22 protein-coding genes and 1 pseudogene are annotated in these 22,491 nt (G+C 62.1%); 10 read left to right on the top strand and 13 right to left on the bottom strand.

Annotation, left to right across the window (positions count from 1 at the left end; translation table 11 throughout):
* Window positions 1–1,083 precede the first annotated feature (1,083 nt).
* Window positions 1,084–1,422: a hypothetical protein gene (locus LD110_RS21100; protein WP_225501900.1), complete on the top strand. Its 339-nt coding sequence runs from the start codon at window positions 1,084–1,086 to the stop codon at window positions 1,420–1,422.
* A gap of 100 nt (window positions 1,423–1,522) precedes the next feature.
* On the opposite strand, the gene LD110_RS21095 is transcribed toward LD110_RS21100, so the two are convergent.
* A complete protein-coding gene (locus LD110_RS21095; RefSeq protein WP_225501899.1) occupies window positions 1,523–1,741 on the bottom strand; it encodes a hypothetical protein in 219 nt (72 codons plus the stop codon).
* Window positions 1,742–2,751: 1,010 nt separating this feature from the next.
* Here LD110_RS21095 and LD110_RS21090 point away from each other — a divergent pair.
* The 4 genes from LD110_RS21090 (at window position 2,752) to LD110_RS21075 (ending at window position 4,611) form a co-directional block, all read left to right on the top strand.
* Window positions 2,752–3,237 (top strand): helix-turn-helix domain-containing protein, encoded by a 486-nt coding sequence (locus LD110_RS21090; RefSeq protein ID WP_225501898.1) that lies wholly within the window; start codon window positions 2,752–2,754, stop codon window positions 3,235–3,237.
* A 14-nt stretch (window positions 3,238–3,251) separates the two neighbouring features.
* Entirely contained in the window at window positions 3,252–3,659 is a 408-nt protein-coding gene (locus LD110_RS21085) for a hypothetical protein (RefSeq protein ID WP_225501897.1), read from the top strand.
* A gap of 293 nt (window positions 3,660–3,952) precedes the next feature.
* Window positions 3,953–4,309, top strand: coding sequence for a type II toxin-antitoxin system RelE/ParE family toxin (locus tag LD110_RS21080; protein WP_225501896.1), 357 nt, complete (start codon window positions 3,953–3,955; stop codon window positions 4,307–4,309).
* Window positions 4,309–4,611, top strand: a complete 303-nt coding sequence (locus LD110_RS21075; RefSeq protein ID WP_225501895.1) for a helix-turn-helix domain-containing protein — start codon at window positions 4,309–4,311, stop codon at window positions 4,609–4,611. The genes LD110_RS21080 and LD110_RS21075 overlap by 1 nt, the downstream gene beginning before the upstream one ends.
* 601 nt (window positions 4,612–5,212) lie before the next feature.
* On the opposite strand, the gene LD110_RS23755 is transcribed toward LD110_RS21075, so the two are convergent.
* The 3 genes from LD110_RS23755 to LD110_RS23980 all read right to left on the bottom strand — a co-directional run bounded on the left by LD110_RS23755 (window position 5,213) and on the right by LD110_RS23980 (window position 6,170).
* Entirely contained in the window at window positions 5,213–5,341 is a 129-nt protein-coding gene (locus tag LD110_RS23755) for a hypothetical protein (RefSeq protein WP_263855416.1), read from the bottom strand.
* Window positions 5,342–5,692: 351 nt separating this feature from the next.
* Window positions 5,693–6,010 carry a thermonuclease family protein gene (locus LD110_RS23750; protein WP_263855415.1) on the bottom strand — a complete coding sequence of 106 codons (318 nt, stop codon included), beginning with the start codon at window positions 6,008–6,010 and terminating at the stop codon, window positions 5,693–5,695.
* Window positions 5,985–6,170, bottom strand: coding sequence for a thermonuclease family protein (locus LD110_RS23980; RefSeq protein WP_308012471.1), 186 nt, complete (start codon window positions 6,168–6,170; stop codon window positions 5,985–5,987). Before LD110_RS23980 ends, LD110_RS23750 begins: the two co-directional genes overlap by 26 nt.
* Window positions 6,171–6,467: 297 nt before the next feature.
* On the opposite strand from LD110_RS23980, the gene LD110_RS21065 reads away from it, so the two are divergent.
* Window positions 6,468–6,962, top strand: coding sequence for a hypothetical protein (locus LD110_RS21065; protein WP_225501894.1), 495 nt, complete (start codon window positions 6,468–6,470; stop codon window positions 6,960–6,962).
* A gap of 1,266 nt (window positions 6,963–8,228) precedes the next feature.
* Window positions 8,229–8,411: a hypothetical protein gene (locus tag LD110_RS21060; protein ID WP_225501893.1), complete on the top strand. Its 183-nt coding sequence runs from the start codon at window positions 8,229–8,231 to the stop codon at window positions 8,409–8,411.
* A gap of 283 nt (window positions 8,412–8,694) precedes the next feature.
* On the opposite strand, the gene LD110_RS21055 is transcribed toward LD110_RS21060, so the two are convergent.
* Window positions 8,695–8,859 carry a hypothetical protein gene (locus tag LD110_RS21055; RefSeq protein WP_225501922.1) on the bottom strand — a complete coding sequence of 55 codons (165 nt, stop codon included), beginning with the start codon at window positions 8,857–8,859 and terminating at the stop codon, window positions 8,695–8,697.
* A 53-nt stretch (window positions 8,860–8,912) separates the two neighbouring features.
* Window positions 8,913–9,233, bottom strand: a pseudogene (locus LD110_RS24130) (serine hydrolase); the annotation flags it as partial.
* Window positions 9,234–9,533: 300 nt separating this feature from the next.
* On the opposite strand from LD110_RS24130, the gene LD110_RS21045 reads away from it, so the two are divergent.
* A complete protein-coding gene (locus LD110_RS21045) occupies window positions 9,534–9,830 on the top strand; it encodes a hypothetical protein (protein WP_225501892.1) in 297 nt (98 codons plus the stop codon).
* Between the two features lie 1,482 nt (window positions 9,831–11,312).
* Here the strand turns inward: LD110_RS21045 and LD110_RS21040 are convergent.
* Genes LD110_RS21040 through LD110_RS21030 form a run of 3 tightly spaced genes read right to left on the bottom strand, consistent with a single transcriptional unit; the run spans window position 11,313 to window position 14,387 of the window.
* Window positions 11,313–12,107, bottom strand: coding sequence for a carbon-nitrogen hydrolase family protein (locus LD110_RS21040; protein ID WP_225501891.1), 795 nt, complete (start codon window positions 12,105–12,107; stop codon window positions 11,313–11,315).
* A gap of 35 nt (window positions 12,108–12,142) precedes the next feature.
* Window positions 12,143–13,498 (bottom strand): APC family permease, encoded by a 1,356-nt coding sequence (locus LD110_RS21035; protein WP_225501890.1) that lies wholly within the window; start codon window positions 13,496–13,498, stop codon window positions 12,143–12,145.
* Window positions 13,499–13,508: 10 nt separating this feature from the next.
* On the bottom strand, window positions 13,509–14,387 hold the full coding sequence (locus tag LD110_RS21030; RefSeq protein ID WP_225501889.1) for a carbon-nitrogen hydrolase family protein: 879 nt from the start codon (window positions 14,385–14,387) through the stop codon (window positions 13,509–13,511).
* Window positions 14,388–14,484: 97 nt separating this feature from the next.
* On the opposite strand from LD110_RS21030, the gene LD110_RS21025 reads away from it, so the two are divergent.
* A complete protein-coding gene (locus LD110_RS21025; protein ID WP_225501888.1) occupies window positions 14,485–15,243 on the top strand; it encodes a FadR/GntR family transcriptional regulator in 759 nt (252 codons plus the stop codon).
* Between the two features lie 194 nt (window positions 15,244–15,437).
* Here the strand turns inward: LD110_RS21025 and LD110_RS21020 are convergent, their stop codons facing one another.
* The 4 genes from LD110_RS21020 to LD110_RS21005 all read right to left on the bottom strand — a co-directional run bounded on the left by LD110_RS21020 (window position 15,438) and on the right by LD110_RS21005 (window position 20,964).
* The gene (locus tag LD110_RS21020; protein ID WP_225501887.1) at window positions 15,438–16,670 is read right to left on the bottom strand and encodes a M20 family metallopeptidase; all 1,233 of its coding nucleotides are present in this window, start codon (window positions 16,668–16,670) and stop codon (window positions 15,438–15,440) included.
* Window positions 16,671–16,696: 26 nt separating this feature from the next.
* Window positions 16,697–18,172, bottom strand: a complete 1,476-nt coding sequence (locus LD110_RS21015) for an MFS transporter (RefSeq protein ID WP_225501886.1) — start codon at window positions 18,170–18,172, stop codon at window positions 16,697–16,699.
* 79 nt (window positions 18,173–18,251) lie between these two features.
* Window positions 18,252–19,421 (bottom strand): acyl-CoA dehydrogenase family protein, encoded by a 1,170-nt coding sequence (locus LD110_RS21010; protein WP_225501885.1) that lies wholly within the window; start codon window positions 19,419–19,421, stop codon window positions 18,252–18,254.
* Between the two features lie 13 nt (window positions 19,422–19,434).
* Complete coding sequence (locus tag LD110_RS21005) at window positions 19,435–20,964, bottom strand: long-chain fatty acid--CoA ligase (RefSeq protein WP_225501884.1); 1,530 nt, start codon at window positions 20,962–20,964, stop codon at window positions 19,435–19,437.
* A 170-nt stretch (window positions 20,965–21,134) separates the two neighbouring features.
* On the opposite strand from LD110_RS21005, the gene LD110_RS21000 reads away from it, so the two are divergent.
* On the top strand, window positions 21,135–21,758 hold the full coding sequence (locus LD110_RS21000; protein ID WP_225501882.1) for a TetR/AcrR family transcriptional regulator: 624 nt from the start codon (window positions 21,135–21,137) through the stop codon (window positions 21,756–21,758).
* Window positions 21,759–22,491: the final 733 nt, after the last annotated feature.

Here is a 22,491-nt window from a genome sequence, read left to right as displayed (position 1 = left end):
GTTGGCCACGAACAAGTACCTTGACGTCCGCTAGAACCGTTTCTAGTCCCTCGTCCAAAGATGTACGACCGGACCCAACTGACCGCAAGTTCGCCGTGTGTCGAAGCCCAACGACTGCGTGACGAATATAGAAGCATCTGTAACTCACGCCGCCGCCCCACCAATCACGGTGGCCAGGGTTCTTTCAGCAGGGACAACAAACACCTAGAGGCGGGGAAGGCCTGGGTGCGTACGGCTCCTGGGCGCATAGCCGGCTCTTAAGGCACAGGGGGACTGGCGCCGAGGTTCTGGCGGTGACAACCACAAGCTGCAGGGCGGCGACAAATCACCACCACACTTCCGCAATCCTCCTGACGTTATGGACGGCACCAAACTTCCAGAACGTGCCAGGCGTTCCCCGAATACGCCCTGTTTTTGCTGATTGGGCTGACCTTCCCGTGATTTCCAGGGGTGGTGGCCTGTGAACACAAGCTGATGGTACCCCTCTGCACTAACGTCGCTTCTGCCCAGCACTCCGCCGTCCATGACTTAGTGAACGGGACTTCTGACATTTGTGCCGTCAGCTTCTGAAAATGACAAAAACTGTCATTTTCAGAAGCTGACGGCACAGAGTCCCCTGTGATTCCGGGAGTTGTGAATAGGACTCTTGAACACTGGATGGTCGCTAGTCCCCTGCACTATGGTGCTTTTGTTCGGTACTCCTGTTCCCAAAGTCTTCAAAACGCGCTTCTTTGTGTCCCCTGCATCGCAGTCGAGGGGGCCAACCGTCTCGATTGGAGGATCGGCGCATTTCATGCGGAGGAAGTACTCTTCTCGCTCGAGGAAATGGGCTATCCGGTGGATTGGCTTCGCGGCTTCTGAGGCCAGCAAGACGCTTGTGAGGTGGACCGTTAGGCCCGTTGGCTATAGGACGTCACTGCTTTGGCGGGTGGGTGCATTGTTTCCAAGCATCGTGTCTCGGAACGCAGAGGGAAACGAGACGTGCCAAGTGGAGTAGCCTCGAGACACTTGGGACCGTGCACGCTCGGCCAGGGCTCGTCACTCGGAGGGGGAGACATCAGAACACTTCGTCTCATCAAGCGGATGTTCGTCGAGGAGCCGCAGCCCGCCAAAGGTCTCTTTCGTTTCTTCCTAACTTCCGTTGCCCTCAGCTTTCTTCTTGCAGTACTGAGAGGCCCGGCATGGCTGCAGCTGGTGATTATCTATCTGATGGGACTCTCAATCTTTTTCTACGGTCTCTGCATCTTTAGGGACATCAATGGTGCCGCAACTTCTTGGTCCCGTATGTACAAAGAGAGCAAAGGAATACCGCCAGAAGGCTTTACCTTCGCCGACGTTCCAACGATAAAGTTCATGGGCTTCATGTACATGTGCATGGGAATTCTGGCCTTTGTCGGCCTGACAATCGAGTTGCTCCGTTAGTCCCGCGGTCGGGGTGAGGGTCGTGGTCTTCCGAGATTGCGCCACTGCCGCCGGCGGCGGGGGTTGGCGGGGCTTTCAGCACGGCGTCATGCCGTATGGCCTAGCCGCGCGTCGGTGGCCTCTTCACGGCTCGGCGGTACAACCATAAGCTCATGGCCACGAGAATTAGGTCCATAGCCAGGACAATCCAAAAGAGGACGGTCGCAGGGCGGCCCTCCACCAACACGGCAACCACAATGTTGGTCGCCAGCAACAGCGCAATAACACCCATGAACAAGGCCTGGCCTTTGGTTGGTTGCTTCTTATTCCAGGCACCCATGCCGCCGATCCTATCGGCAGCGTCAACAGAACGACATGGAAAGGTTGGGGTTGGCAACGGCAAAGAGTGCCAACAGGGCCAATCACGGTGGCCCGGGTTTTTTCAGCAGGGACAACAAACACCTAGAGGCGGGAAAGGCCTGGTTGCGTAGGGCTCCTGGGCGCATAGCCGGCTCTTAAGGCACAGGGGGACTGGCGCCGAGGTATTGGCGGTGACAACCACAAGCTGCAGGGTGGCGACAATCACCACTACACTTCCGCAATCCTCTCCTTGCGCTATGCACGGCACCAAACTTTGCAGGACCTGCCAAGCGTTCAATACTGCCTGTCACTTTTAGAAGCTGATTGCGCTGACCTTCCCGTGATTTACAGGGTGGTGGCCTGTGAACACAAGCGGCTGGTACTCCTCTGCACCAACGTCGCTTCTGCCCGGGCATTCCGCCGCCCAATTGCTTAGTGAACAGGACTTCTGACATTTGTGCCGTCAGCTTCTGAAAATGACACCGGAGCCGGGCAGTGGCATTATTCAACACTATTAAGTTCCCCTAGGTAATTGTGTTTGCTGGCAGCGGGGTCGGGTCCGCGGCTGCTGGTTTTCTGAGTGCCTGCCGCTGTGGGGCTTTGTCCCGATACGGGCCGATCATTGTCGGAGCCGGGATGGTCAAGGGTTGTCCGGAGGGCAATCACGAAGTGACGCGAAGCGCCCTTTACCGTTCCGGTGGAGGCACTAGAATGATCGGCTCGGGGCAGAGCACCTAGGTGGGACTTAGGCGCTGGAGGTGGTGGGTATTCAGTTCAAGAACATGATGCTTTCGAGAACGGGTTTGTCCAAGACCCTGTGCCTGGCGGGCAGCCGCGCACAACCGGGGGCACCGGCCCGCGGGAAGCCCACCACTGCTTACCGGTGATGCCGGGCCCGGTGACAGGCTGTGGGACGGTCGGCAAGTGCACAGCACTGACAGCTCATCACGGTCGGGATAACATTGGTTATACAGTGGAGGAGGGTCGGGCATGACGATCGCCGCCAACTCCGAGGCCGCAATTGCGAACGCCCGCCGTGCACGTGCACGCCGCGAGCTTGGCGCCCTGGACTACATCAGGGACATCCGGGCGGCGGTGGAGACGGCAGATCAGCGTGTGGTTGCCCGTGCTCTGGGCGTCAGTCAGCCGGGTATCAGCAAGCTGCTGACGCAGGCGGACGCCAGAGGGGTGAAGCCGATCCCGGAAGGGTTCAGCGGTGCGAGCCCCTACGAAATCGCCGAGCGCTACGCTGCCGGCGACATTGACCGGGACACGATGATCCGCGAACTGTCCGTGTGGGCTTATGCGAAGAACGAAGGCTTGGCCGCGGCGCAGGCCGAGTGGGACTCTACCCCGTACCCGGATACACCCGGTTCCTTCGAGGAGGTCGGCCAGGCCTTCGATGAGGGGCTCATCGACGGTGAGGCGTACGACCTGATTCTCGACGCCTCGGACGAAGTCCCCGCGTCCGAATGACTACGCTGTAAGGCGTGACGACCGAAGAACGGGCCGCAGTCCACCGCGCCCTCTTGGAGGCGCTGGGCGCAGACGACGGACCCCTTACGGCCCGCAGCCGGTACGCCACGAGCCAGAACCCCGAATGGTTCAACGTCCGACGACGGGAGCCGCGCCTTGGTCGTCGGCAGCTCCACGCGGAGATCCTGGCCCGCTTTACCGATTCACACCCCGAGGTGCGCCGGGACAGGAAGGCAATAGTCCTCGCCGGCCCTCCCGGTGCCGGCAAATCCACGGCGCAGAATGCCCTCATCAGAAAGACACGCGGACGCAGCCCGGACACTGGGTGGTTATCAACGCAGTATCAGGAACTGGGGACATCCGGACGGGATCCGTCATTTCTTCCGGCTAGCATCAATTTGCAACTACGACGAAACGCTTGAGCGTGACCTCCTCGTGCCGCGTGGGTGGCTGCCGTTGTTTAACGCAACTGGTCGAGTCAAGTGCCAGCTCGCTGCGTCTTGATGACCGAAGGGCAGTCCGCACAGCCTGGGTTCGAGTTCTCGGCCGGACATGGCCGCCCGCAGTCGCAATCGCTGTGCCTGCTGTATCGGATCCAAGAACATTGCCACAATTCACCTCCGATGAAGGACACATTGACCCGGTTGGATGCGAGCCGTGCCGATCGCAATATAGCTCTTGAGTTGTAGAACCTAAGAGTTGTAGGGTGGTGTTGGTGTGGAACGTTGATGTGGGGCTTGTGGAGACATGGCTGATCGGGCTCGATCAGGACTCGTACGAACAGGTGATCGCAGCGTTGGAGCTTCTTGCTGAGCGTGGTCCGCAGCTGGGTCGTCCGCTTGTCGACACGGTGGTGCGTTCGCGGCATAGGAACTTGAAGGAACTTCGGCCGGGATCGAGCGGGCGGTGGGAGTTGCGGATCTTGTTTGCATTCGACCCGGAGCGGCACGCGATCTTGCTTGTCGCAGGAGACAAGGCCGGGAATTGGACCCGGTGGTACAAGACGAATATCCCGATTGCGGATGACTTGTTCGATGATCATCTGAGGATTCTGAAAGGAGAATCGAAGTAGTGACGTCTATTGAGGAGATGCTGGCAAAGCGTCCCGTGGACCGGGCCGCTGTTGATGCCCATAAGAAGCGCCTGCTCGATGAGGTCCGGGCCTACCGGCTTCGGGAACTTCGCGAGGCATCCGATTTGACGCAGGTTGAGCTGGCTGACCGGCTGCACGTCAGTCAGAACAGGGTGTCCCGCATCGAGCACGGGGATATTGATCGCGCCCAGGTCGATACCTTGCGCAAGTATGTCGAAGCGGTCGGTGGCCGGTTGCGGATCGAGGTTGAACTCGGAGACCAACGGATTCAGATCGGCTGAACCGGCAATTCGCGATCCGCCCCCAGAAATCATCTCTCCAGGTCACGGACGAGGTAGGTTTCGTCGGGCTGACCATTGCTTGATGCTGGCCTTGGTCGGCAGTATCACCGCTGGCCTACCAGCCTTGTACCTGGCATCGCTCAAACCGCCCTGTGCCCGGTCAAGCGATTTCCGGTCATCAAACCTTGAAGGCCCCACACCCCGAACAAAAAGCAACTGCCGCGCCCCGTCCAAATGGGGTACGGCAGTTGCTTGCATTGTTCGAATCTGTTCAAAATCTCTCAGGAAGGCCCTGTTGACAATGACAACGCTTTTCGCCGTGGACTGGGTCGTACATCCGCCGGACTGGGCCGGATTGCTGATGTTTTCTGGAGTTCCCTTTGTTTGCAAGGGCGAAATTCAGGTTCGAGTCCCACCTTGGGCACGCGTTTTCCCCTAGGCTGGGGGCCTTTTAAGGGTCTCTAGCCATGTGGACACTGTCCACACCTTTGCCAGCGTGTTGCTGACGGTGTGTCAGTTGCGGGAGTGTGTAGTTATGGTTGGCCGTTGGCGTTGCGTGGCCGGCGCTTCCTTCCTGTTGGTTGGGCGAAGTTTTCGCTACTCACTCCTTCATGGACTGGTGCAGCCGGAGCGACATGACGAGGCCCGCGAGGGGAGCGTGGTGGTGCGCTGCTGGTTGTGGGTTTGCGTGCTCATACATGTTCATGGCCGCTTTCATGGGCTCCTGCATGACCCTGACCAAAATTTTGTGGAATCTTTTTGTGGCCAGTTCCGCTGGCCGGGGGCAAGTTTCCTCGGTCGGATCTTCATGGTGTGACCGGGTGAGAGCTACCTGACCGTGCCGCTGTGCATCGGATCGGATGTGCGGGAATTCTGCGAGTTGGAGCCCCGCCGGATCTGTCGCGGAGGGACCGGCGTGGCGGGCTAACGCGCCCCGTGATTGATCGTGGGACCGGGTTGTGGGAGCGCCGGCACGGCCGCTGTGGTCTTTCCTTGCCTACCCCTTCATTGCTTGCGGGCTGGACGGCTACATGACATTTGCGTCGCCCGGGTCCGGGAATCAACTAGGGCACGGCCCGGATCAATTCGGACGTCGGCTGGTGATCGTAGCGATGCTCTGTCTCGCGGGCCGGGTGCTGGTTAGTTGGTGTTTCCTTGGGCAGGTAGCGGGGTTCCAGGGTCCCCGCTGGGCGGTGCGGGCTGCTTGTTCGGCGTCGCGGAAGGCGTCCCGGTATTTGTAGGGAACGGTGTAGGTGTATTCGTGGGCGTAGCCCTCGGTGACCAGTCGTTGGTTGATGAGGTCGGTGTAGTTGAGCCAGACAGACGTAGGCCAGGGTGCGGCCGTAGCGGTCGTGCCGGGCTTGGCTGGGGTCTTATTCGAGCCAGACCTGGGACCCATCGAGGAGTTCGTGGGCGCGGCGGGATGCCTCTTGCCCGAAGCATCGGACGGGTTTGCGTGGATCGGTGACCTCCGGAGAGTCGATGCCGATAAGGCGCACAGGGGTGGATTTGCCGTTGATGGTGACGCGGATGGTGTCCCCGTCGGTGACCGAGGTCACGCGGAAGGGTCCTTCCGCACTTGACGGGCGGGACACTGTGGTCCCGTTCTCGTGAGCTGCGGTTGGCGTTGGGGCGGTCCAAGTTGCGGTGCATCCGGCAAGCAGGAACACAGAGAGAAGGGCTGCAAACGGGGCGCGCCAGGCACTCAGGCGCATCGTCACAATGACTCTGGCCTGATGCGGTTCGTCCGTGCCTGTCGGCAGCACAGCCGAGACGGGATGGTCTCTTGGGCGTGTCGGTGCAGGTAATCCTCCTGCGACGTTTTTGGCGCGGAGTCTGCGACGATCTGCCGGCGCTTGTCGCAGCTCGCGGGCGGCGTGCTCCGGCTTCGCGAGGGTGAATCGGCGACACCGGCGCGGCTGCACAGCCTGGAAATCTCACAGGACCTGGCATGGGGAGTCATTGAAGCAGGCTTTCAGTCTCGGCAGTCGGGCCAGATTTCGAATCCACCGTCGTGGACACTGTTCCCTGAGGTCCAGGTCTTCGCAACGGTCGACGACGTCCACCACCCCTTGGCCGGGGAGCTGATTCCGCTGGACACACGGACCTCGGTGCTTTCGGAGGAAGGTCCGCAGATGGGCCGGGAAGCTGTTATCCGCTTCATCTCAGCCAGCCATCCTGACCAGAGTTGCCGCGACGTATGCGTTGTCCAAGGCTGCTGCCTGATTCATGGCTTCCTCCAGGTCCCGGGTCTTCTCGTTGCCGGCCGTGTGACCGGCTTTGATTCTGAAGGGCTGTTGCTGGGTCAACCATGCCGCTGCTGGATCAAGGACTGCCGTGGTTTTCCATAGCCTTGGTGCAGTTTTTGGGCAGGAAAGGGCAAGCACCTGGGTAAGGTCTGTCGGGGTGGGATGGATGGTGAGCGCTTCCATCTGCGTGATTCCCTCCTTTTGCGTTGTGGACTGTGGCCGTTGGTTTGGTGGCGTCATTCTGTTAGAGGATCAGGCGCTGGGCTGAGGGCGTGGAGTGCAACTTGGGGGACCGGGGACAAACCCAAAAGTTTGCGAGGAAGGAAGTGACGGAGGAACGCCGAGCAAGAGTTTTGGGTTGGTACCCGGCGCGGTAGCGCCCTGGTTGTGCGGAGGGCCGGCCCAGCGATCATGGACGACATCAGAACGACAAACAGCATGATTCTGGCTCTTCATTGCCGCGGGCAGACACACCTGCATGGCACAGCAATCCCACAAGCCCGGGACAGTGCTGCTGGCCCGTCGGTGTCGCGGCGGCTTGCTGGACCAGCGGCCATCCCGTCCCCGCTGCCCGGGCTGGAGCTGGGCCTGTCCATGACCAGGTGCGGAATTTCACGGTGGGCAGGGACAGGTACCGCCCTGGCGGAAGTTGGACGCCATGTTTCCGATTCGTCTGGCACTCGCGGGCGTGCCCTGAGCACTCAACGATGGACAGCAATGACGCCGCGGGCCAGCGTGCCGCGTCGTCGGGCAACGAGAGGGACGCGGATCCCGCCGATCGACCGCCGCGCAGACCCTCATCCCGGTTGATACTCGTGCACCGGCGTGTTCCCGAAGTCATTAGGCCCGGGACGGATTCCCTGGATCAATCTGACACCGAGCCCCTTGGACAGATCGTCGGGGTCGATTGTCGTGTGGAGGATGTCGTGCGGACACGGTGCAAGCGACAGGGGGAAGGAAACCAGCTAATCGCGGATCGGGGCGCAGTTCGAAGGTTCGCATCACCGGACCGGAGGCGCCCAGACCTGCCTGCACGCGCCAATTTTCGACGCTGCCCAGGCCCAGCGGCTTCGACCGGTGCGGGGTTGGTGTGACGTCAGTCGCAGCGGCTGAACGGGTGCACGGGAAAGGCGACGACGGCTTCACGCGCCCTTCGTACCGGATCCCCCGGGCAGTGTGGGCGGCGATGAGCCGCACCTCCACCGACGTGCAGCGAAGCCGCGGACAGGCACTGAAGATTTCCTGGGCAAGTCCTGCGTTTACGCAGGGGTGTTGGTCAAGAACTGGGCAAATCCTGCCCTGGTGACAAGGGGGTGGAGCGATTTTGAGCAATTACGCTTGTTCCGGAGGCTGGAAAGAAGGACCAACGTGAAACTCACCGGACATATTAAGCGGGCGGCGGATGGAAGCCTGGACCTGGAAGTGAGCGAACTGCCTGAGTTGGTGGCACACGCGGGCAGCTTCGAGGGGATTTCTGCTGTTATCAGTGCCGCCGCTGCACGGCTCACCGGGCTTCCGGAGACGGATTTCGAGATCGAAGTCAGGTTCTGACCGGGAAGACTTCAGGTCAAGGCCATTCCGTGGCGTGCAGATCGATTGGTCCGCAGCCAGTCTGGAGTTGTGGACAGTCTTTAGGAACATAATCCGGCAGCGGTAGCTCTCGTAGTGTTTCTTCCATCTGCCGGACGAGAGGGGAACGGTGCCAGGGTCCAGTGCTGCCGGCGGCAGTACCATGGCGGCGGACACTTGCTGCCGGCCGTCTGCGGTCGTCGGGGAGTAGATGGCGCAGGGGCCGCCTCCGCCGGAGGCGAGCACGTGCTTCGTGCCGGGGCATTTAATCTTCTGTGGTCTGCACCCCCAGGTCGTAGGCGCTGCTGTCTGTCATCTGCTGCCAAGTTCCGGCGTTGACGAGCCTGCCGGTTGTCGGCGTGGCCAGGAACCGCTCGACGTCGATGAGCGTTGAGACGACGCCGGCGTCAGCGGGAGCCGGCAATCGCATCGATGCGTGTGAAGTCCATTCGCGAGTTTCTGGATAGGACGTAGCCATGCAGCATCGGCTCCGGCGGGCTGCCCGGGGCCGGGTATCAGCGAATCCGTCATGCGTGCCGGCTCGAACACGTGGGTCCGGAGTTTTTCGGCCAGAGACTTGCCCCGAATCCGTTCCACTAGCCGGCCCGGAACCTCCCATTCCGTCGCCGACCATGTTGCCGCGAGCACGGGATGGGGTTCGGCGCCGGCGGTGGCGGCAAGGCGCAACCTGTCTCGGAAGGTCAGTACCGTCGTCTGCAGCTTCTCGGGCGGCATGGACGCCACGAGCGGTGGGACATAATCCGGGAGGCCGGTGCGGCTGCCAAGCAGTTCACGAACTCTCACTGGTGCAAGCAGCCAACACGATGATGATGCACACCGACATCGCGGAACTGAGCCACTGATGGCGAATGCTCTTCAACTTCCCGCGCATAGCCGCAATCTCCGCCACACCAGCGGCTCCAGCAACAAGACGTCTGACCATCTAAAGGCCCCGGCGGTAGACGGGGAGAAGATCGTCGAGGGGACTGATTTGCCCGGTCCACCGATGTTAAGGGTTCTGTAATCAGAATCTCTTGATCGAAGTGATTGGGCTTTGTACTTTCTTGGCATATAGAGGTAGCGACGTGAAGGACAGTGGTTGCCATGTTTGTTCAGGTAACGAGAAGCCGGACTCTTGGTAAGGATCAGTATCGGGCGGTGCGGGACCAGGCCACCGGCGGGAAGCTGCTGGATGGTGAGTTGTTCTACGTCGATGGCTATCATGGCGATGAGGTCTGGGTTGTCGACGCGTGGGAGACCCGCGAGGCGTGCGACCGTGGGATGGAGAAGTGGGGGCCGGCCATGCAGGCCGCGGGGGTTTCGATGGACGACATGACTTTGGAGGAGTTCGAAATCGACCAGCTGCACCTCGGAAGTGCCGGCGTCTCGATGGGCTCGTAAGTTTAGCCCGCTGTCCCTCGGGCTGCCAGGGGCTGGATTGTGCCCGGACGTTCACAGCGAGTTCCTGCTCTGACTAACCAAGTTGAAGCCCGGCAGGCCCCTATCCTGCCTGAATGGCTGGTGCCGGAGGCTGCCAGTTGGGTGTTCGCTGCCGCCTGCAACTGATCAAATTTGCTGTCAACTTGGTGTGATCCGAAGGGTGATGGGCGGCGTCCTCATGGGCCCTCCGCACTGCTCTGGGCCGCCGACCCTGACCCAGTGAAGGTCGCTGTCCTGTTCGGCCAAGACGGTTCCGTCCGGAGCCAGGGCACGCACAGTCACTCGTGCCGGGAGGCCTGTGCTCACGGTGAACGTCCAGCTGTCGGCGTCAGTTCTCCTGCTGCGGAAGGGCGGTCGGGACGTGGCTGGCTGTGCCAGGCCAGGCTCGGGTCCCTGCGTGAAGTCGGGGACGGCAGTTGTTTTCGGTACCGGAGGGCCGGGGACTGGCTCAGGCTCTGAACATCCCTCAGCTGTGCACAGCTTGACCTCGTCGACTCGTGCGACGTCGCCTTCAAGGTTGACCGTAATGGTGCTGATGTAGCCAATGGCAGGGCATGCCCTGGGGAAGTCGCAGGAGGTGACCTGCAGACGGCCGGCAACAACAGCTGCGACACGAACGGCCCCCAGCCTTTCTTCATGGCGTGAGTCTACGGCTGATCGTTCGGCTGGTCGCTGCGTCCGCTCTGGCGTTGGCTGCGGAGCGGCTGGGGTTCAACCCGTTACCGAAACCTCGTCCCATGAAAGATTGAGGCTAAAGGCGCCATCGTTTATGTGAGCGTCAGGCTGGCGCAGATGCTACGGAGCGCTCGATTTCTGGGTTTGTAAACCAGACAGAGTTTTGAGGGGTGGCAAGGAGCGTTTCTGCGGGGGTTCGGGGACCGGAGTGCAACTTGCGGAACCTGCAGATCCACGGGAATGTCGTGAGGAAATAGGCGAGGCAGGAGTGCCGAATGAGATTTTCGTGGGCGGCCGGCGCGGAGCGCCCTGATTGTGCGCAGGGCCCGCCCAGCGAAAACGGAGGATCAAAATGACACTCGCGAAGGTGTATTGCATCCATGCGGGAGCGGGAAGGTTGCGGCAATGCAGAGACTTGTCGAAATCGGATAACTTCGCATTTAGAATCGCTGGGTCCCCCGGCTTGGGGGCGACGTACGGTTTGTTCGTCGATATGTGGTTTGTTCGTCGATATGTCTCGTATAAGGGCCGGGCCCGGACTGCCGTTTGCGGTTCACGACGGCAATGTCTGGCGACAGACTTTTCCAGGAGGTTACCCAGGGACCTTGAGGGCAGGGACGATAAATATCCGCTCAGGCAAGCCCATCCTCCGCTATCCCGCGAATCCATAACCAAGAACAACGCCCTTTGGCGTTGTGAAAGGGGCGATTGTGCGTATGGTGGTGGTCCTTTCTTGGTCGGTGCGACGGGGGTGAGCCAGCGCCCGCGCTAATGGGCAGGCGGCGATAGCCGACGTTGCCTGAATGTTGGGAACAGTTCCCGTGTGCGGGCGACTACGTCGGGGGAGATTTGTGCCACACGGACGGTGGGTTCGAGGCCGAGGTCGGCTTCGGTGGCACCCATGGGATTAACCAGCAGGCTGCGTCCCACGGAGATCGGCGGGGCTTGGCAAATTCCTGCTACATACACGCTGTTCTCGATGGCGCGTGCCGCATTGAGGGCCAGCCATTGCTCGGTCTTGTGCGTGCCGGGCACCCAGGAGGAACAGACCAGCAGCACCTCGGCTCCCGCGTCCGCGAGGGCCCTGGCCAGTTCGGGGAATCTTAGGTCGTAGCAGGTCATGAGCCCGAATCGGACGCCCTCGGCTTCGAAGATGACCGGGCTGGTGGACGCGCCGGGCTTGATGAACGTTGATTCGCCGAAACCCTGGGCGTCGAATAGGTGGATCTTCCTGTAGGCCGCCAGCAGATTGCCGGCCGGCCCAAACGCAACCAGTGTGTTGTAGGCCGATTCCGGCTGTTCGGAGGTTTCCACCACGCCCGCCACCAGCGCTATGCGGTGGCGGCGGGCCATGGCGGCGAGTGCGTTGCACGTCGGCCCGTCCAAGGGCTCGGCGACCACGGGAAACGAGGCGTCGATGACTTTCTTCTCGTAGGTCGCGTACTCGGGAAAGGCAACCAAGGTCGCGCCGTGATTGGCTGCTACCGCTGTAAAACGGTCAATGTCAGCAAGGTTTGCCTTGATGTCGGTGCCCGACTCCAACTGCCCCAGCGCTATCTTCATACCCGTCCCTTTCCCGGTGCCAGGAGGGCCCGCGCTTAGGCGGCTGCCTCCACGGTCGCCTTTTCCGTGCTGGCCATTTCCGGCGGTGCCGTTCTGAAGCCTCGTGTGATCACAGCCAGGACGATGATGCCCAGGATGAGCCAGGACACTCCCAGCGTAATGGCGTTGCTGTCCAGCTGCGAGAGCAGGTATCCGCAGACGATGGCTCCGACCAGCGGAACGGCAACGTAGGACAGGGCATTGAGCCGGTGCCCGGCACGGCGTTGGCGGACGTAGTGGAAGATGACCGAGACGTTGACCAAGGTGAAGGCGGTGAAGGCGCCGAAGTTGATGAACGACGTCGAGGTGGCGACGTCCAGGAAGATGGCGATCAGTCCCACGGCACCGGTGATCACGAGGTTCACCACCGGTGTGTGGTACTTCGCGCTGAGTCGGCCGAAGACCGCCTTGGGCAGTACAGAGTCACGTCCCATGGCGAAAATGAGGCGTGATGCGCTGGCCTGGGCGGCCAGGCCAGAGGCGAACTGCGCCACCACGAGCCCGGCGAGGAACACCGCGCCGAAGAGTTGGCCACCGATTTGCAGCGCAATGGAGCTGGCGGCGGAGGCCGCGTCGTCGAACACGCCGCCGGGGTGGACCAGCTGGGTGATGTAGGAGACCGCCACGAAGATGCCGCCGCCGATCAGGGCGATGAGCATGATGGCCCGCGGCATGTTCTTGCGGGGGTCGATGGTTTCCTCGGTCAGGGTGGTGACGGCGTCGAACCCGAGGAACGAATAGGCGGCGATGGCTGCGCCGGCGGAGATGGTGGCGAGGCTGGATGTGCTGTTGAAGAACGGCTCGGTGCTTGCGAGGCCGCCGGCCCCGGAGGTCGAGACGATGTTGCCGATGGACAGTGCCACGAAGAAGACGATGACCAGCAGCTGGAATGCCATCAGTACATAGTTGGCTTTGTCGGCGACCTTGATGCCCAGGACGTTCAGGATGGTGGTGATCACGATGAAGCCGACAACCCACATGCCGATGGGCACGGCGGGGAATTGCGCGCTAAGGTACGAGCCGCCGATGAGCCAGATGACCATGGGCAGGAACAGGTAGTCCAGCAGGATTGCCCAGCCGACCAGGAATCCCACCCTTGCGTCGATGGATCGGCGCACGTAGGTGTACGCGGAGCCCGCGACGGGGTAGGTGATGGCCATGCGCCCGTAGCTGTGGGCAGTGAACAGCATCGCGACCAACGCGACGAGGTAGGCGGAGGGGGACGCCCCGCCTGTGGCTTCGGCAATCACGCCGAAGATGCCAAGAACGATCAGCGGGGTCAGGTAGGCCAGCCCGAAGAGCACCAGGGAGGGCAGTTTCAGTGTGCGGGTGAGGGTGGGTTGCGTTGTCACCGCTGTTTCCTTAGGAGTTGAGGGACTGGGGCGTCCAGGTGTCCGGGTTCATCCGGCCTTGGTAGATGGGCAGTTCGATGGCGGCCTCGCCGGGGCGGAGCTGGGACCAGGGGCGGTTGAGGTTTTCCGTGCCGTGCGTGCGGACGTGCTCGACGGCGGAAAGGTCCAGTTCCGCTGCGAGCAGGGTGGGACTGTCGTCCGGAGCCTCGGCAAGCGTGTTGCCTTCGGGGTCGACGATGATGCTGCGGCCCGTGCCGGTTGGTCCGGCACAGTTGACGCTGACCACGAACACCTGGTTGACGATGGCGTTTGCTTTCGCCAGCACCAGTTCCTGCCGACGGTCCGGCGTCGTGGTCTTGACGACGTTGAGGATGACTTCGGCGCCCATCCAGGCGAGCTGCCGGGACACCTCCGGGAACCAGGCGTCGTAGCAGATGTTCAGGCCGATCCGGCCGATACCGGCAAGGTCCACGGTGGTGAACCGGTCGCCGGGATCGTAGGGCTCAAACGGACGCCAGGGGAAAACCTTCCGGTAATAGGCGGCCAGTCCGCCGTCGGGGGAAAGTACAAGCTGCGTGTTGAACAGCTGGCCTTCCGGCCCCCTTTCGCAAACGCTGCCCGGCACAAGCCAGGTGTCCAGGTCCTCCGCTAGCTGCTGCAACTCCTTCACTCGCGGACCGTCCAGCGGCTCGGCAGCGGCCTGCAGCATCTCGGTGCGCTGGAGGTCCGGCTCGGAGTCGCCGAAAAGGTGAAGTTCCGGAAAAACCACCAGCTTGCTGCCCGGGCTGCTTTCGACGGCGGCTTTGGCCTCGTCCGCGAAGGCGGACAGGGGTTCACCGATCAGCCGCGGCGGCGCCTGGGCTGCGACAAGGGACAGGATTCGTTGCATGGGGTGTCTCCACGTTTGGGGGATGTGATCTACACGATATTAGATCATAATGATCAAATAATGGGAAGGAGGAAATGTGGGCCGTAAAGTAGCGGGTATGAATCGTCAGCCCGAGCTCACCGACCGGTCACCCATCGGTGCCGGCGCACTGGCCGGTATTGACCGGCGGAGCGCCATCGACGCTGTTCGGTCACGCATTGGCATGGCCATTTCCTTGGGCCTGCTGAAGCCCGGTGAGAGGCTGCCTGACCAGGAGGATGTGGCGGTTGGCCTCTCAGTTAGCCCGATCACGGCACGCCGCGCGTTGGCGGGTCTGGCCGAGCAGGGCGTGGTGGTCCGTCGGCGCGGCAGGGGCGGCGGAACGTTTGTGGCAGATGACCCGCCCCGAAAAGTCTTGGCCGAGCTGGTAGCTTCCCCGGCCGAATCCCGCGCCGTGAATCGGCTGGTGGACAGGCGCCTCCTCTTCGAATGCGCTGTGACCCACTACGCTGCGGTCAACGCCACGGCCGGGCAACTTGATGAGCTTGAGCGGCTGACCCGGGAAATGGCCAGCTCTTCCAATTGGTCCGAATACCACCGGGCCGACGAGCGTTTTCACCAGCTGGTAGGGGCGTCCTCGGCCTTGGGTACGGCAGTGGACGCCTATCACGAGACCTTGGCTGAGCTCTACGCCTACTTCATCCCGTATCCAATCGAGATTCTTCACACTTCCAACCGGGACCACGTTGCGCTGGTTGAGGCGCTGCGAGCCGGCGACGGTCAGCGCGCCGTCGAAGTCTCCCGCAAGCATGTGGACGTGCTGCACAAAACCATGTTCATGGGATTGATCGACGGCGCTGTCAACGCCGGAGACTGAGTGGGCTTGAAGGCCGTCAGGACCATCGACACCAGGACTGGTGAATGGCGCCTGCGCGATGCTGTCTGGTCGTTGGCGTACTCGACCCCTTTCGGCGAGGAAGACCGGCCCGGCCACGACTCCCGGAATCATCTCCGATGACGGGTTCGGTGCCAACTCCTTCACTTGTTTCGCAGGTTGCTGTTGTAGACAGGCTATCCGCGCTGGAGGCGGTCGATGGCGAGTGCGGCGAGTGCGGCAGCGTGGTCTCCCAGGATGGAATCGTCGAATTGCACCAGCGGTGAATGGTTGTATGCGAGTGTCGAGGGATCGATTTTTTCCGGTGATGCGAGGAGCCGGAAGAAGCTGGCGGGGACCTCCCGGGCTATGAACGCGAAGTCCTCCGAGCCCATGACGGCGAGGCTGGCGTCGGCGCGTGTCACTCGCGTTTCGCCGAACATCCGGGTGAGGACGTCCGTGGACTGGTTGGTGAGAGCTTCGTCGTTGACGAGGGCGGGGCACCCTTCGATGATTTCCGCTGTGGCGCTGGCTCCGTGGGCCTCGGCGATGCCCCTGACCAGGCGGTTGACTCGCCCGGTGAGGCGTTTGAGGGAGTCCTCGCTCAGGTTGCGGATGGTGCCGCCGGCACTGGCCTGGGCGGGGATGATGTTACCGACGGTGCCCGCCTGGAGAGTGGTGATGGACAGGACCACGGGATCCTGGGCGTCCATTTGCCGGGTGACGAGGCTTTGCAGCGCGAGGATGATTTCGGCGAGGATCGGGACGGGGTCAACGGTTTCGTGGGGGCGGGAACCGTGTCCTCCCTTGCCGTCCACTGTGAGGGTCAGGCGGTTGGAGCCGGCTGCTGAGATCCCGGACGAGAGGCCGAAGTGGCCTCTGGGTCCTGGTGCGACGTGGATGCCGTAGGCGGCTACGGGGTGTTCACCTGTGGCGTTCAGGAGGCCTTCGGCGAGCATCATTTTGGCTCCCTGCAGGGTTTCTTCCGCGGGTTGGAACATCAAAATGACGTTCCCTGGGAGCTGGTCCTGGCGGGCGGCGAGCAGTTTCGCTGCTCCTATGAGGCCGGCCATGTGAAGGTCGTGCCCGCAGGCGTGCATTGCCCCGTTCTCGGATCGGTATGGCAGTCCGGTTTGTTCGGTGAGGGGCAGGCCGTCCATGTCGCTGCGTAGGAGCACCGTTGGCCCGGGGTGGCCGCCGCGGAGCACCGCGACGATGGAGCTGAGTCCCTCGCCGAGCGTGATGTCCAGGGGCAGCCGGTCGAGGGCGCCCAGCAGCCGACGTTGGGTGCGGGGCAGTTCGGTACCCGTTTCCGGGTGAGCATGGAGTTCACGCCGGAGAGCGGTAAGCTCGGGCAGCAGTTCGGCGGCCTCTGCACGCAGGCCGCCTGTCAGTTCGGTGGCGTGAGCGTCCGTGGTGAGTTCACTCATGATGGATTCTTTCCTTGTTGTTGGATTCACTGATTCGTGTTCTCGACGACGGCCATGGTGCCGGTGGGCGTGGGACGTGCTGAGAATCCGGGTGTCGGATCGGGTTTTCTGATGGCGAGAACGATCCCGGCCAGAGCGAAGCAGACTGCGGCGATGACCCAGATAAGGGTGTAGCCGCCGTCGCTCGCGGAACCGTCAGCTTGAGCGAAGACCGTGAGGATGATGCCGAACAGGGCACCGGCCATGGAGCCGCCCAGTGTGCGCAGTGAGTTGTAGACTCCGGTGGCGATGCCGGTGCTGGCATCGGGCGCGTTTTCGGCGATCAGGGCCGGTAGGGATCCCATCAGGAGGCCCATGCCGATGCCGGCGGGGACTGCCAGCACGAACACGGTCCATGCTGCTGAGTGTTCGACGGCAAAGAAGCCGAAACCGCAGGCGGCGAGGCCCGCGCCGGTGACGAGAACTTTTTTCATCCCTATCCGGTGGCTGGCCAGCGTGAAGCTCGCGGCGCCGAGTGAAGTGAGGATGGTGAATACGGCGATGACGATGGAGATGGCTACGGTCGGTAGGCCCAGTCCGTAGCCGTCGGAAACGGGGTCGGAGGCTGCGAAGGTGGTGAGCGGGGACTGAAAACCGAAGAGTACGCAGCCGAAGAGGAATCCGGCGATGTAGAGGGGGGCTAGCCTTGGGCAGGCGAGCATGCGGATGTCGACCGCCGGGTATGCGGTCCGGCGTTCCCACAGGACCCACGCCGAGAGCACAGCTAGGGCGCCGCCGATGAGTGCCCAGGCCAGTCCGGATCGCAATCCCTGGTGGGCGATCTGGCTCATGCCCAGCAGAAGGAGGACCATGCCGCCGGCCAGGCCGGCCAGACCGAGGCCATCGATCCCGGGAGCCGATCGCGTGGGAGACTCCGGAATGCGGAACATCACCGCATAGAGGGCCGCGGAGATGAAGACCGGGGGTAACAGCAGGGCCAGTGAGAGATCGGCGCAGCTGATGATGACCCCGGACAGGATCGTTCCGACAACGGCTCCGAGCGTTAGGACTGAAACCAGGATGCCGATCGTACGGCGGGCGCGCTCACCGGAGACCCTGTGATGGACGAGCGCTATTTCCAATGGCAGCCATACGGCGATCGGGCCCGTGAAGATCCTGGAGACCAGCAGCACAGCGAAGTTCGGTGCGAATGCCGTGAGCAGCGTGCCGATAAGCACCACGACGACGGCAATCCGGAGGATTCGGCGGTGTCCGAACATGTCACCGAGTTTGGCCAGAAGCGGGACGCTGATGGCCGCGGACAGACTCTGGACGGCGTGGAACCACGTGATCTGGGCGTCACCGACCTGGTACTCAATGGCGAAGAGCTTTTGCAGGGGATCGTAGAAGCCCTGCAGGAGGCCGCTGACGAATTCGACCAGGACCAGGAAGCCGATGACTCCCAGGAGTTTTGGGCTTGTGTCGGAGCCTTCCTTCATCGTGAGGGGTGACGCGTTTGTCATGGTCTTCCTTATGGGCGGCGTACGGGGAATGTGGAAGTTCTAGGACCCGGGCAGGATCTGCCGTGTTTTCGCACTGGGCTCAGGCGAGGGACCTGGCGATCGCGTTCTTGTGGATCTCGCTGGTTCCGGTCACGATGCGGAACATACGCAGGGTCCGGAACAGCTGCTCAATCTCGTTGCCGTGGGTCAGTCCGGCCTTCCCATGGATCTGTACTGCCTGGTCGGCCACCCGGAAGCAGGCCTCGGCGGCGAACAGCTTGCACATGTTCGCCTCCACAGCAATGTCCTGGCCGCGGTCGAGCGCTGCCGCGGTTGCGGTCACCATGGAGCGGGCGGCGTAAATCTCCGTGGCCATCTCTGCCAGCTTGTGCTGGATGGCCTGGAGTGCCAGCAGCGGCTGGCCGAAGGCGATGCGGTCTTTGCTGAATTCCACGGAGAGGTTCCATGCCCGGCGGGCGGCTCCGATGATGGAGGGGCTGTGCAGGAGCCGGTTCAGGGTGATCCGCCCGATGCCGATGCGCATTCCCTCCCCGATTTTGCCGAGCAGGTTTTCTGCCGGGACGCGGCAGTTGTCGAAGTCGAGGTCTCCCTCGATCTGCTGACCGGACATCGGGACTTCGCCTTCGCGGACCGTGCAGCCGGGTGTGTTGAGATCCACCAGGAAAGCGCTGTAAAGCTCCTCTTTGTCGGCCATCCGGGCGACCACGATCGCGAAGTCAGCGAATGGAGCTGCCGAGCTAAAGACCTTTGCCCCGTTGAGGATGTAGTGCTCGCCGTCCGGTTCCGCGGTCGTCCTCATGCGCCGGACATCGGATCCGGCGTCGGCCTCGGTGATCGAGAAACAGCACGCTCGTTCGCCCCGGATCACCGGCATGAGGTATCGCTCTAGCTGGTACGGCGTTGCGTACTGCATGATGGACCCGGCCCGGAGCGGGCCGCCCATGTCGCCCAGGACGGAGTGGGACAGTACGGAGCCGTGCGCTGTCAGTTCTTCCTTCAGCGCACACAGTTCGCTGATGGTGATGCCCTGCCCGCCAAGTTCGGCCGGGAGGCTGATTCCGTAGAAGCCGAGCTCGCGACTGCGCCGCCACACGGGTTCGAGTATTTCGCGGCTGAGGTTCGTCTCGGGCGTAAGCCCGTGTTCCTGCTCGTAGGGGATTAGTTCCTGAAGCAGGTAGCTTCGTAGCTGCTCGATAAGGTGCTGGAGCCGGGGATTGTCGTGATAGGTCGGTTCGAGTGTGAAAGTCATCGATGCTCCTGGGTTAGTTGACGTGGCGGGCGGCACTGGCCCAGTACCGTTCGCGGATCGTTTTGCGGTCGGTCTTACCGTTCTGGTTGATCGGCAGCACTGGTGCGAAGTCGACCGATCGTGGTTTTTTCATCCGGGACAGGCGCTTTGAGCAGAATGCGATCAGCTCTTGCTCGTCCAGTACGACGCCGTCGCGGGGGACGACAACGGCCTTGACGGCTTCGCCCCATTCCTCGTCGGGGACTCCGACGACGGCGGCTTCCAGCACCCCGGGGTGCTGGTGCAGCACGGATTCGACCTCGACGGAGTAGATATTGAAGCCGCCGGAGATGATCATGTCTTTCTTCCGGTCGACGATGAACACGTAGCCGTCCTCGCGGCAGCGCGCGAGGTCACCTGTGAGGAACCATCCGTCGGCGAAACTTGCGGCGGTCAGCTCCGGGTCCCGGTAGTAGCCGGCCACGACATCGGGCCCGCGTACGGCGACCTCACCTATTTCTCCCGGGGCCACCGGCTTGCCCTCGTCGTCGATGACTTGCACTTCTGTCTCCGTGAACGGCCGACCACAGGAGAGCAAAAGCTCTGGATCCTCCCCCTCGATCGCTCTGCGATGGTCTTCAGTGCTCAGAAACATGACCCCCGACGTCGTCTCTCCGGCGCCGAAGCCCTGGGCCAGCACCGGGCCGAAGAGGTTCCATGCTTCCTGAATCCGCTGCGCGGACATGGGAGCCGCCCCGTAGATCACACGCCGGAGGCTGGAAAGGTCATAGTCCGCGGCGTCCGGCCTGGCAAGAACCGTGTTGATCATGGTGGGGACGAGGAACGCGTGCGTGGCCCGCTCACGCTCGACGAGCGTGAGGAAGTCCACCGGGTCCCAGTTCCGCATGACGATGGCGCAGCCGCCGGTGAAGAAGATGCTCATCAGCGGCATCCCCGAGGCGTGGGTGATGGGTCCGGCGAGGATTTGCTTGCCCCCTGGTTCGATTCGGGTGTCGGGATGCATGGTGTTCTTGCGCATCAGCACCATGCGATTGCCGTAGCTCTGCATTGCGGCCTTTAGCTTCCCGGTCGAACCGGACGTGAAGTGAAGCACCGCGAGGTCGTCCTCGCAGCATTCCACGTCGACCGGGATAGGCGTCGTGCTGCTCAGCAGTTCCTCGAAACCGGGCACGGTGTCGCTGGGGCCGTCGTAGCAGATGGTGAGCCCAACGCCTGTGCCCTTCGATGCCGCGCTTGCCATCTCAAGGTGTTCTGAATCGGTGAGAAGGACCTTGGCCCCCGACTCGGACAGCAAATGGCGGATCTCCAGAACTTCGAGCCTGGCGTTTATGGGCGCCCGGACAAGTCCGGCCTTGTACAGGGCAACTTCCGTGACCACCAGATCGGAAGTGTTCCAGGCCAGGGTGGCCACGCAATCGCCCTTCCGGAGGCCCGCGTCCTGGAGCGCAGCGGCGAGAAGATCGCTGCGTTCATCCAGTGCCCTGTAGCTCAGACGGATCTCCCCGCAGATGAGCGCCTCGGCATCGGGCTGGAACGTGGCCATTCGGCGCACATAACGACCAAGATTCAATTTCACTCCAAAACTAGACGTGTCGTCTATTACTAGACTGAGTGTTCAGGACTATAGTGTGATCCAGGTCATGCGTCAATGGCCCTGGCGGGCGTTACCTCAGCCGCTATGTTTTCGTATGAGGTTTGGGAGGGGAGAGCCATATGGTTGCAGTCGGAGATCGTCGAGCGGTGCGTTCCCGTGCCGCGATCCGGGCATCATTCGTTGGTCTCGTGCTGGAGAAGGGCTTCCGCTCGGTGACGATAGATGAGATCCTCGCCCGCGCCGAGATAGCCCGAGGCACCTTCTACGCCCACTACAGGGACAAGGATGACCTGCTGCTAAGCATCGCAAGAGAAGTCGCCGCGGACCGTGAACAGCTGATGCCGGCCATCGAAGACGCCCAGCCGCAGGGATTCTCCGGACTTCCGGTGCTCCGCATTTTCGAGCACGCGGAACAAGAGCGGGCAACGTACCAAGTCATCCTGCGCGGGGAAGGAGATGGTGCGGCCTTGCGGGAACTCACGGATGCCGTGGCCCGGAAAGCCGAGGAAACCTTCACCGAACGGGCCAGGAGGTTCGGCGCCGCGCCCCGGATCCCTCTCGATGTCATGGCCCGGGCGTGGGCAGGAGAAATTGTCGGTGTTCTCACCTGGTGGGTCGAGGGCGGTAGCAACCAGACCGCAGCCGAAATCACCCGGCAGCTGAGAGACCTATCTGTCTACGGACGAGCATGGGCGTCAGGCCTGAGCTCGCGGGACTTCTCTCCCGAGAGCTCCGCAATCTGAAAGTCCCTATTTCCAAAACGTGTTCGGCGTTGGGCGGGGTAGTGGCGCGGTACCGCCCGCACGTCGAACACCCCGGTTCACCAGTGTGGAGACTGCTGCTTCCGAACAGCTGCGCGCAACTGACCGACCATCCCAAGGGACTACGATGCAAGCAACTCGTCCGCAAACGTGGCGGCGCGAGGGAAAGTCGCCTCGATTGAGGAAGCTTCAAACACATTGGAACGAGGAGGGCGGACCGGTTTCCCTTCACGGCGGGACCGACCCTTTGATCTGGTGGATCCGGAAGCGGCTGTGGGGAACAATCGCCCGGAAGACTTCGGCAGAACACAGAGCTGCCGCGCCCCTTGTTTCGGGAGGCGCGGCAGTCCCTCGGAGTTGTTCAAAATCTGTCAGAAAGGGGCGTTGACACTGTCAACGGATTTGGCGTCGGATCGGGTCGTATATCGGCCGTACTGGCTCGGATTGCGGATGTTTTCTGGAGTTCCCTTTGTTTCCAAGGGCGAAATTCAGGTTCGAGTCCCACCTCGGGCACGCGTTTTCCCCTAGGCTGGGCGCGGTTTTTGGGCCTCCAGCCCTGTTGACACTGTCAACACCCTTGCCGGCGTGTTGCCGACGGTGTGTCAGTCGTGAGAATGTTCAGTTGTGGTTGGCCGTTGGCGTGGCCGATGCTTCCTTCCTCGTGGTTCGGCGAAGATTTCGCTTCTCACTCATTCATGGTCTGGTGCAGCCGGAG

It is taken from the genome of Arthrobacter sp. M4 (genome assembly GCF_020251205.1).
In the GTDB taxonomy this organism is placed as follows: Bacteria; Actinomycetota; Actinomycetes; order Actinomycetales; family Micrococcaceae; genus Arthrobacter.
This window is presented reverse-complemented; position numbering and strand designations above follow the sequence as displayed.